We start from the raw sequence: 10,871 nt of genomic DNA on the forward strand, positions 1-10,871 counted from the left end.
TTGGTATTCATCGACTGGAAATCTAAAAACCATAAGAAAATATGGTATTCGATTTATGTTTGGTATCGACTGTAACCGTAAGGTTTCCCCAGAAAAAGGACAATGGTTTCAACTGCGTTTATTGCCAGATTTCCATCAGGGTCAAGTGGTTTGGCTCAAAGATTTTGGCTTTGTACAATTATTTAAGACTCAGTTAAAAGAACAGCAGAGGTTTTATATTGTACATCAAGATGAAGATGACTTATTGTCCTTTGAGGGTTTTCATGAATTACATTCAAGTCATTGGAAAATAGAGCAATATCACCGGGTTATTAAACAGGTTTGTCATATTGAAAAGTTTCAGGTAAGACGATCTAAACTGATTTTGAATCATATTTTTTCAGCCTTGATGGCCTACGTTGAGATACAAAAGAACCAGTTTGAGCGGATCTTTGAAAATGTATATCGTTGGCAGAAGAAATTATTTAGACCAATTATCAAAAGCTTCATTGATGACTTTATTCTCGATAAAAATCATCTGCTACCACAGAGAATCTTTAAATAATAGTGCGCAAGTCCTATCAAATATGTTTAACATACAGCACCTTAAATTAACTACTGTTATAATCAATGCACGGATCAGATCACGAAATCGTTCAACTCTTTAAAAGACAACAATATCCGCTTTCTGAAACATTGACAGAAATGCTGAACGAACATTTTTCACATCAAACAGAACGAAGAGGTTGTGGTTTTACGCAAGCAACTCGGGTTCTTGCAGAGTTTATTAATGTTGCTCGTGCCCCTCATGAACTGAATGATTTTAAATTGTTCAGAGATTATGAGGATCAAACCTTAAAGAATTTACTCAAGGAACGTAAGCTTAGTGACTGGCATAATTTGGATCAGAATATCGAAACTACGACCCTCATACAAAAAAATAAACCTGAATCCACAGCTGATTTGATTAAACACATTCAGTTTCAGGCACAACTTAGACAACTTGCTCAGCAGGCTCAACAAGAAGAAAGTAAACTGTTAGTTCAAATGATTGCTGATATTATTCTGCCTAAAAGTTCAGCGCAAACAGGTCTAGTCGAGTTACCAGTATTAGCTGAAAAGCCTAAAGTGGGTTCTTGTCCAATGGCAGAAAACTTTTTCTTAAAAATTGCCCATGGACGTATTTTAAGAAAAGGATCAGTCAATATTATTGTCAATCAGCACAATCAACCTTTGTTGCTGGAAAAATTAAATATGGGCGATGATCACTCCTGTATCAGTTTAAAACCGCTCTTAATGAATGGGGTGTGTTTACCCGCAGGTTCATTGTTTTCAGTTGACTATGATTCTTCAACTATTCAAAACAAAACAGCAAACCAGAATTTACCGGGCTTTGTAATCCCATACAGCGAGATACCAGGTTTTTGGTATTTACGCTTAACTACGCTTGCAATATCCCCAGAAAACCGTGCGAGAACCTTTAGCACGCATTTCCAACAGCAAATAGCCAATGGCCTGTTTAGCCCTGAAACAACTTTATTGCAACAACTTGCCGATATTGCTTCAGCACAAATCCGGAGCTAATGCATGTTACAGGTTTGTTATTCTCCCCAATACTTTGCAAAAACCCATACCAATAGCATGGAAAAACTGATTGCTGTGGCCGAAGCCCTAGAACATCTAGGCTGTTTTCAGTTCCATGAACCTGAATTAATTGATCTCAATATATTGAAAAGACTCCACGACCCTATGTATGTGGATGCTTTTGATACTGGATCACCTAAAAAACTAGCTACTTTTCAGGGTTTTAAGACATGGAACACTCAATTAAGAGATGCCATTTATCGCATTAATGCCGGACAAATTAAAGCTGCAGAGTTGGCATGGAAGCATCAAATTTCAGCAAATATTGCCCAAGGTTTTCATCATGCCCATTATCAATTAGGAGTTGCTTTTTGTACTTTTAATGGGTTGGCATTGATTGCACAGCAGTTTCCAGATAAAAAAATTTTTATCCTGGACTGTGATCAACATGGTGGGGATGGGACAGCTGAATTTACGCTCAGATTGGATAACCTATTTAATTTTAGTATTTTTGCATTGCAGTCCGGTTGCCGAAGTTATGAACGTGCTATTACTCGTCATATTCATAAACAGCATGGAAATTTTGAGCAATATCGCGATGCGATTGCTGAGGCTTTTGAAATGGCGATCGAATGGCAGGCCGATCTCATCGTCTATCAGGCCGGTATGGATTGTCATCAGAACGATCCTTGTGGTTCACCATGGTTGAGTGCTGAATATATTCAACAGCGTGATGAAATGGTATTTCGGCTTGCCAAACAGCATCAAATCCCATTGATGTTTGTGTTGGCTGGTGGCTATCAGACTTTACCTGATTTAGTCGATTTGCATGTTGAAACCTTTAAAATTGCCCATGAAATTTATTATGGGGAATAAGGTATATTTGTAATTTTTGTGCAAAAAAACGTGAAGAATATCCAATACTTTGAATATTCTTCGTGTTATATCTCGTACAAGAAAGAAAAATAAATACAGGGGGAACATCCTTTGTTCTTTATCATGCAAATGAACACACTCATTTGTGTCCCAATTGAGCATACATCTAATAGGGCTGTTGTGTTAAGAATACTGTCAGTGTTGTTGATCAGTGCAATTTTACTGGTACATGCAGCAATTTTTTGAACTGTGACAGCTTACTTATTTACTTTTGTGACATAGGTTGTATATAATAATTATAAAATTATTCACGTTACTGAAATATCTGATATTTTCCAGTATTTATTCGATCATCGTAATAAATTATACTGATAGCCTGTTAATTATTTCTTAAGAGTATTCAATCTTCTTAAGCTCAGGCATTTATCATCTTGGTTTTTTCTTTAAGTGACATGTTGGGGTTGGGTCGAGCTTGGTTTGTTAGGATGGCATTAACTCATTAAATTTTTTGTTAAACAACATTGTGAGTTTATTTATCTATGATCCCGGTTTTTCCGGGTGAACGCTTTTTGGATGATAATATTTTATGCTTTTACAGCAATATAAAATTGTTTTTGGCGGCACAATGGGGGCTGGTAAATCAGAAGCAATTAAAATGCTTTCCGACATTCCAGTCATGCAAACTGAAACGATTAATACTGATCTGGATGCACATAGCAAATACCTGACTACCGTTGGCATCGATTATGGTGAAATCATTCTTGATGATGAAACCAAGGTCGGATTATACGGCACTCCCGGTCAAGACCGCTTTGATTTTATGTGGTCAATCATTTGTAAAGGCGCAATAGGCATTATCATTTTAATTGATCATTCACGTACAGAGCGCGTACAGGATTTAGAGTTTTATTTAGATAATTTTAAAGAATACAGTGACAATATAGTGATTGGGATTACTCATTTGGATGAACAAAATGACCAGATGTTGAAGATTTACCGAGACTATATGATAGAAAATAACTATAGATATCCTTTGTTTGGTGTAGATGTACGACTAAAGGACGATGTACTGTTAATGATTGAAGCGCTGATAGCAGTTGTTGAAGTGCAAAATATTCTAGTTTAAAGGTGGTGTCTTAAATGTTTAAAGTCGAGAACACACGTCAGATCCCACCTCAATTGATTGATTCAGGTCGGAAACTTATTCAAGAAGTCTTAAATGAAGTTTCTGGTATCGATTTTGTCATGCTTTGCTCTTCTGACGGTTTTGAATTAGCACTAGCAAGTAAAAAAAATCTGACGAATGGTGGAAAAATTGCTGCTGTCAGTAGTTCAATTCTGGCAATGGTTTCTGCATTCATTTCAGAAATCGACTTAACTGGATGTAAAACCATTACTCTTGAGGCTGATAACGGTAAAGTGATTTTGGTAGGAGTTGAGCACGCAAACTATCCGATGGTGATAGTGACTGCAGCCTCGCAAAATGTCTTGATTGGTCAACTGTTGTATGCACTAAAAAAAGTTTCTGAGTTATTGGTTGCTGATAATTCGGTGCCTCTTTAATTCGAGTTGAGTAGTTATTTTGACTGGCTAAATTGGTTAAAAAGTGTAGTTATTGGTTAGCATTGTTAAAGTATTGATAAAATGAATAGAGTTTTAAATATTGCTGTTTCTGGTGTTAGCCTAGTCGTACTAAATCAGCTCAAAATACAAATCATTTCATGCCTACCTTCGGATATTGAGGTTCATTGGGTTAATATTTCCGAACAACATATTGATTTACTTTTGGTTAATAAACTCTTTTTTCATTCATCAAGTATTCAAAATATCTTATCGCATCATGTTTCCCATTATTTGTGTTTAATTAAAGTCGCCGATAATGGTGGACGGATTATTGATGACACTTTATCCTATCCACTCGTACATTTAGATGAGTTGAACCGATGGTTACACGATTACTGTTTAAATGACTCTTCAGTTGCTAAGTCTAAAGTCATGGCTGAACCTACTAGCCATTTAGAACCTCTTGATGCAGCAAGCATATTTGACAATATTTTTAACTCAAACAATGGATTTATTCAGGTCTACGATGAGAAAGGCTTTTTAGTTTTGATTGATACAGCTACGGATAGAATTTGGGCGAACTCTGAAATCCCAATGCTTAGATTTAATAATACTATTCATCAATCCTATGCCACCTCTCAATTTATACAAGAGACGATCAGTCATCAGCGTACTGAGGATTTATATATTGGTTTATGGAAAATTCTAGATCACTCTATAACACTGAACGTGGCACAAGTCCAATTGAGTCAATATTTTAAATTACACATTTGGCCTCAATTGCTAGCAGGCTCTGTACGTAAAGACCTGTTTAAACTTTCGGCTTGTTTTGCCGAAGGTGCAAACATTCAAATGGTGGCTGATCATTTAGAACTTTCTCATCAGAGAGTTCTTCATTTTGTTGCAATTGCGCAGTTATTAAGAATGGGGCAGTGCATTGAACCGCATGAAGCGAAATTTATTGCAGCTCACCAAACTATTGAAGAAGCCAAAGTGAATAAAATTAGCGGTTTTTTTGGAAAATTGCGAAAAAAACTAGGTCTTTAAAGCAGCATAAATAACTAATGGGAATCCTCCCATAAATTCAGGAGAAAAAAGATGGCTCGTATTGCGTTAGATAGCTTAACCGAACTTGACGGTTTTGTTGCAGCAGCACTGGTTGATAGTGAAAGTGGTTTGGCTTTAGCCACTCAGGGGACAGGCATTGAATTGGAACTTGCAGCAGCAGGTAACACTGAGGTGATTCGTGCAAAGCGCAAGGTTGCTAAAGCACTTCAATTGAATGATGGTATTGAAGATATTCTAATTACCTTGGGTAAGCAATATCACTTAATCCGTCCACTCGACACCAATGAAGCTTTGTTTTTATATTTGGTTCTTGACCGTTCTAAATCAAATTTAGCGATGGCTCGTTTTGAATTAAAAACATTTGAAAAAGAGTTAGATTTTTCATAAGAAACTACTGAAAAAAATCTATAGAGTTTATCTATAAGATTGATTCGTCAGTTAATTTAAAAATGCTATATTTTTTAAACATATAGCATTTTTTAGGCAATAAACCTGTAAGCCCCAAATAGAAATGTTCGGTTTCCCCAAAGTAAAAATATCCGCTTTTAGAATATGCGCTTTTGCGATTTTCCCTGCGGACGCTTACAGCGGTATTTCAGAATCCATAGGTCAAATCGCTTCTATGTCGACCCAAATGGCTGCAGCAGTGGAAGAGCAAGCCCATGTTGCTGAAGACATTAACCGGCAAATAGTAAATATTTCAACGCTTGCTGATTTAAGTAATGACAGCTCGATGCAGCTTTCAGAGACGATTATTTATTTGAACAAGATTGCTGATGAGCTTCATAAACTGGTAGTACGGTTTAAGCGGTAATCTTTCAAGTGAAAGCCTAAAACATTTAACAGTGTATTCTTGCAGTACAATTGATAATAATCGATTAAGCAGCAAATTATTGGAGTAACGTTTTGAATGCACCTGAATTCCCTGTTGATGAAGCTGCTCGTTTACTTGCATTACAGCGAACTAATTTGCTGGATACGCCAGCAGAGAAGCGCTTTGACCGCATTACAAGATTAGCAGCGTCTGTATTTAAAGTGCCAATATGCCTTATCTCTTTGGTGGATAGTGACCGGCAATGGTTTAAATCTAAAGTGGGTCTTGACGCTTGTGAAACAGGCCATGATATCTCATTTTGTGGCCATGCGATATTGCATGAGGATATTTTAATTGTTTCAGATGCAACAAAAGATGAGCGCTTTTCGTCAAATCCTTTAGTAACCCACGCGCCGCATATTCGTTTTTATGCGGGTGCACCGCTGCGAGAGACAAGTGGGCAACCCATCGGCACTCTATGTCTCATTGACTCCGTGGCCAGAGACTTTTCAGCAAAAGAGCAGCAAGAACTGCGCGAATTTGCAGACATGGTTGAGTATGAAATTGCCAAAGAAGATCAAGCTCGACTTCAAGAGCAGTTTTTAAAAGGCATGGCAAAAACAACCTCAATACTGGCAACACTGCCTGATATGGTATTTGTTATTGACCGAAACTTTCGTTTTTTGGTTTGCAAAGAGCATCCTGACTTACTTAAACCTCAACAAGCGATTTTGGGGCGTACCGTTCATGAGATACTACCCAATGAGCTAGGTCATCAACTCGTAGAGTGCCTCAAGCAAGCCTTTTGTAACAACGATGTGATTCATCATAACTACACGTTTGAAAAGTCAAATCAATCGTTCGAAGCCCGATACAAAAAGATTGATGATAATGAAGTATTAGTAGTCATTCGTAATACCTCTGCACAAGTTGAAGCGCAGTCAGAAATAAGACGCCTTTCTGAAGTTGCAAGGCAGACAACCAATGGTGTGGTAATAACTGATGTCAAAGGTCGAGTTATATGGATTAATGAAGCCTTCTCCTTTCTTACAGGATATAGCATTGAAGAAATGCAGGGTAAAAAGCCTGGGGAGTTATTACAAGGGCCCGACACTGATCCTGCCACTGTTGCAATAATGAGAGATGCGCTTGCTCAACAGAACGGCTTTAATGTTGATGTTGTAAATTATTCAAAAGCGCAAAATTCCTACTGGGTGAGAATAGCTTGTAACCCGCTGTTTAGTGAAAGTGGTAGTTTGAGCGGCTATATTGCAATTGAAACAGATATTACAAAAGAGAAACAGGATGAAGAGCTCATAAGGAACAGTCAGAATTTACTTAAGGCCGTAATAGAGGCTAACAATATAGGCACATGGCATTTTAATATTCAAACAGGCGAGTTGATTATCAATGATAAATGGGCCGCATTACTGGGTTACACACTTTCTGAGTTATTACCTGGAAACAGATACACGTGGGAAAGGCTAACGCATCCTGATGACCTGGCTTATTGTGCAACTATTCTTGAAAAGCACATATCAGGCCTAATACCCATATATGAAGCCAATCTTCGTATGAAACACAAAAATGGTGAATGGAAATGGATAAACACCAGAGGGCGTATTTCTTCAAGGACATATGATGGCAAAGCTCTATGGTTATTGGGTACACACTTTGATATCAATGACCAAATAATTGCAGAAAAAGCGCTTAGTGATAAGTCAAGGCAGATGGAAGCTGTTGTTGAAGGGTTGCTTGATGGCATTATTATTATTGATGGTCGTGGTAAAATTCTGACATTTAACCAAGCCGCACAGGAAATCTTCGGCTATACGGAAGATGAAACGCTTGGCAAAAATATTAGCATGTTGATGGGGTCACCTCATCGAGAGCATCACGATAGCTACTTATCAAATTATATAGAACGTGGTGTCAGTGACATTACTGGGCGTATTCGTGAGCTTGAGGCCTTGCGCAAAGATGGTTCTATGTTTCCAATCGAGCTTGGTGTAGTTGAAGTTCAAATGGCTGGTGAAGTTAATTTTATCGGTGTTGTCAGGGATATCACTGAGCGTAAACAACGTGAAAATGAAATTCACCAGTTAGCATTTTATGACCCATTAACATTGCTACCTAATCGACGTCTGTTGTTGGACAGATTGACGGGAGCTATAAATCATAGCGTTCGTACAAGGAACTTCTCAGCATTATTTTTTCTTGATTTAGATAACTTTAAAAACCTTAATGATAGTGCTGGTCATAATAAAGGTGATTTGCTGTTGTGTCAGGTCGCTGAGCGTCTTGTCAACTCAGTGAGACAAGGTGATACCGTAGCGCGTTTAGGCGGCGATGAGTTTGTTATTATTGCATTAGATTTAAGTCATGAACCAACATTAGCAGCGAACCAGGCTGAGAGACTTGCACAAAAAATCGTGAGTAATTTAACAAGGGAATATAATCTTGACGGTCTAACTTACAATAGTTCGGCAAGCATTGGTGTAACACTTTTTAACAGTGAAAATCTGTCAAAAGAAGATTTGTTAAAGCAAGCTGATATGGCTATGTACAAGGCTAAATATGCTGGCCGAAATGGTGTGCAGTTTTTTGACCCGCAAATGCAAGTTGCAGTAAGCTCAAGAGCAGCAATTATTAGCGACTTATACTCTGCAATACAAAGCCAGCAATTTGTACTTTTCTATCAAAAACAGGTCAATCACCTGAAGCAGTGTATTGGTGTTGAGGTATTGTTACGCTGGATACACCCAGAAAAAGGCATGGTGTCGCCACTGCAATTTATCCCATTAGCGGAGGAAACAGGTCTTATTGTACCCATTGGCGAGTGGGTGCTAGAGGAAGCTTGCGCCACTCTGGCAAAATGGTCTTTAGAATCCGAAAAACAACACCTAAGCATTGCGGTTAACATAAGCGTAGTTCAATTTAGCAAAGATAATTTTGTTCAGACTGTTTTAAATGCATTGAAAACCTCAGGTGCAAATCCACAGTTGCTAAAGCTGGAAATTACGGAAACGTTGCTCGCAAATAACATTCCTGATGTTAAAGCTAAGATGAAAGAGTTGCAGCAGCACGGCGTGACTTTTTCAATCGATGATTTTGGTACAGGCTATTCATCCTTATCCTACTTAAAACAATTGCCTATAAATCAGTTGAAAATTGACCAAGGGTTTGTTCGAGATATTATCAATAGCAGTAATGATAGGGCCATCGCTCAGGCAGTTATAACATTAGCCGACTCAATGGAACTGCAAGTCATAGCTGAGGGTGTTGAAACAGAAGCCCAGCGCGCGTTATTGCAGAGTATGGGGTGTCACACCTATCAAGGCTATTTATACGGAAAACCGTGTCGGATAGAAGAGCTGCATTTTTAAAAGATAATTAGTAAGGTACATTAAGCGGGTTTTAATTTAGTAGTTTATGGGCAATAAAATCCGAAAAGGTAATGTCCGCTATATCAAACAAAGCATACTTTTGAATGAGCACTATGATACGAAGAGAAATTTCCGCAATTCGCTCAAAGCGGTCCAATCGAGCCTGTAAATTCTTTTGTGTAAGGTAAGCGTCCGCTGAACACACCTTCTGAATTCATCCTATAAGCCTTAATTTAGTCCCCACTTAGAAACAAGTGGGGACTTAAATTTATGACTACAAATAATCAGACATCCATCGCATCTCTTGCGAAAAAACGAAGAACATACAGTGCTGAATTTAAACAGCAGATCGTTCAGGCTTGTAAAGCACCGGACGTTTCAATTGCTTCAGTCGCTTTGCAACATGGATTGAATACAAATCTTGTATCCAAATGGATTCGCTTAATTGATGCTAAGCCAGGGAGTGATCGCTCACCACTACCGAATAAACCTGCATTTATTGCCTTATCTTGCTCTGCAGCATTAGATCCTACTCCTACTGACATGTTAAAAGTTCAAATTACTTTACCCCACTCAAAAGCAGAAATTGGCTTGAAATGGCAAGTATCGAAAATATCTGCTTTAGCAGAATTACTCAAGGTACTTGCAACATGATCCGCATTGATGAAATCTGGCTCTCCACCCAACCTCTGGATATGCGAGCAGGGATGGATACGGTCATGGCTCAGGTGGTGAGAGCCTTTGGCTACATTAAACCGCATTGTGCTTACCTGTTCTGTAATAAACGTGGCCATCGCATGAAAGTGTTGGTACATGATGGACTGGGCATCTGGCTGTGTGCCCGGCGTTTGGAACAGGGTAAATTTCACTGGGCTCAAGTTCACCAAGGTGAAACCGTGGCCCTCAGCCCGGAACAGTTACAGGCATTAATCCAAGGTTTGCCCTGGCAGAGAATTGGATTGCAGCAAGTGGTGAATATGCTCTAAACCAAGCTCGACCATTCTGCCATCCTCCAAACGTTCTATTTCATTCTCTTCATGACCTCAGGCATACTGCGGTCATGAATACGCTGCCTGACTTAAGCCAACTGACCCATGAACAACTGCTGGAATTCACCAGACAGTTGGCGATGCAGCATCAACAACTCGCAGAAGATAAACAACAATTAGATGCTCAAGTTCAACATCTGGAAGTATCAAATCAACAATTAGATGCCAAAGTTCAACATCTTGAAGTCACCAATCAGCAATTAGATTCTAAAGTTCAGCATCTTTCTATTCTCAATCAAAAATACGAGCATGAACTGGCGCTGTTTAAACAGCATAAATTCGGCAGTAAAAACGAACATCTCACCGCAAAACAAATCCATCTGTGGGATGAGGCGGTCGAAGAAGATATTGCCGCGGTTGATCTAGAACTGGAACGGCTAAATGCAGATAAAACCAATGCAGCGACACAGAAAGCCAAAACCAATAAACCTAAACGTCGACCACTGCCAGATCATCTACACACCATCCGTATTGAGCATGAACCTGCATCAACCCAATGTGCTTGTGGCTGCCAACTCCGTCGTATCGGCGAAGATGTCAGTGAAAAACTGC

11 protein-coding genes and 1 pseudogene are annotated in these 10,871 nt (G+C 38.7%); all 12 read left to right on the forward strand.

Annotated features, from left to right (window positions below; all coding sequences use genetic code 11):
* Positions 1-544 (forward strand): transposase (locus FTT91_RS13565; protein ID WP_180169646.1); only part of this gene is annotated, 544 nt, incomplete at its 5' end.
* Positions 545-609: 65 nt separating this feature from the next.
* Complete coding sequence (locus tag FTT91_RS13570; RefSeq protein WP_180169647.1) at positions 610-1,563, forward strand: hypothetical protein; 954 nt, start codon at positions 610-612, stop codon at positions 1,561-1,563.
* Between the two features lie 3 nt (positions 1,564-1,566).
* On the forward strand, positions 1,567-2,439 hold the full coding sequence (locus FTT91_RS13575) for a histone deacetylase (RefSeq protein WP_180169648.1): 873 nt from the start codon (positions 1,567-1,569) through the stop codon (positions 2,437-2,439).
* A gap of 586 nt (positions 2,440-3,025) precedes the next feature.
* Entirely contained in the window at positions 3,026-3,565 is a 540-nt protein-coding gene (locus FTT91_RS13580; RefSeq protein ID WP_004972859.1) for an ATP/GTP-binding protein, read from the forward strand.
* Between the two features lie 14 nt (positions 3,566-3,579).
* Positions 3,580-4,002 carry a roadblock/LC7 domain-containing protein gene (locus FTT91_RS13585; RefSeq protein ID WP_004972861.1) on the forward strand — a complete coding sequence of 141 codons (423 nt, stop codon included), beginning with the start codon at positions 3,580-3,582 and terminating at the stop codon, positions 4,000-4,002.
* A gap of 81 nt (positions 4,003-4,083) precedes the next feature.
* Entirely contained in the window at positions 4,084-5,049 is a 966-nt protein-coding gene (locus tag FTT91_RS13590; RefSeq protein WP_180169649.1) for a hypothetical protein, read from the forward strand.
* A 51-nt stretch (positions 5,050-5,100) separates the two neighbouring features.
* The gene (locus FTT91_RS13595) at positions 5,101-5,457 is read left to right on the forward strand and encodes a roadblock/LC7 domain-containing protein (protein ID WP_180169650.1); all 357 of its coding nucleotides are present in this window, start codon (positions 5,101-5,103) and stop codon (positions 5,455-5,457) included.
* Positions 5,458-5,581: 124 nt separating this feature from the next.
* Entirely contained in the window at positions 5,582-5,884 is a 303-nt protein-coding gene (locus FTT91_RS13600) for a methyl-accepting chemotaxis protein (RefSeq protein WP_218952059.1), read from the forward strand.
* A gap of 92 nt (positions 5,885-5,976) precedes the next feature.
* Entirely contained in the window at positions 5,977-9,270 is a 3,294-nt protein-coding gene (locus FTT91_RS13605; RefSeq protein ID WP_180169651.1) for an EAL domain-containing protein, read from the forward strand.
* Between the two features lie 270 nt (positions 9,271-9,540).
* Positions 9,541-9,924, forward strand: coding sequence for a transposase (locus FTT91_RS13610; RefSeq protein ID WP_180169652.1), 384 nt, complete (start codon positions 9,541-9,543; stop codon positions 9,922-9,924).
* Positions 9,921-10,256 (forward strand): IS66 family insertion sequence element accessory protein TnpB, encoded by a 336-nt coding sequence (gene tnpB, locus FTT91_RS13615; protein ID WP_163169973.1) that lies wholly within the window; start codon positions 9,921-9,923, stop codon positions 10,254-10,256. Before FTT91_RS13610 ends, tnpB begins: the two co-directional genes overlap by 4 nt.
* Positions 10,257-10,330: 74 nt before the next feature.
* A pseudogene (locus FTT91_RS13620) lies at positions 10,331-10,871 on the forward strand (IS66 family transposase); the annotation flags it as partial.

This window comes from Acinetobacter sp. YH12021, assembly GCF_013420145.1.
GTDB lineage: Bacteria > Pseudomonadota > Gammaproteobacteria > Pseudomonadales > Moraxellaceae > Acinetobacter > Acinetobacter towneri.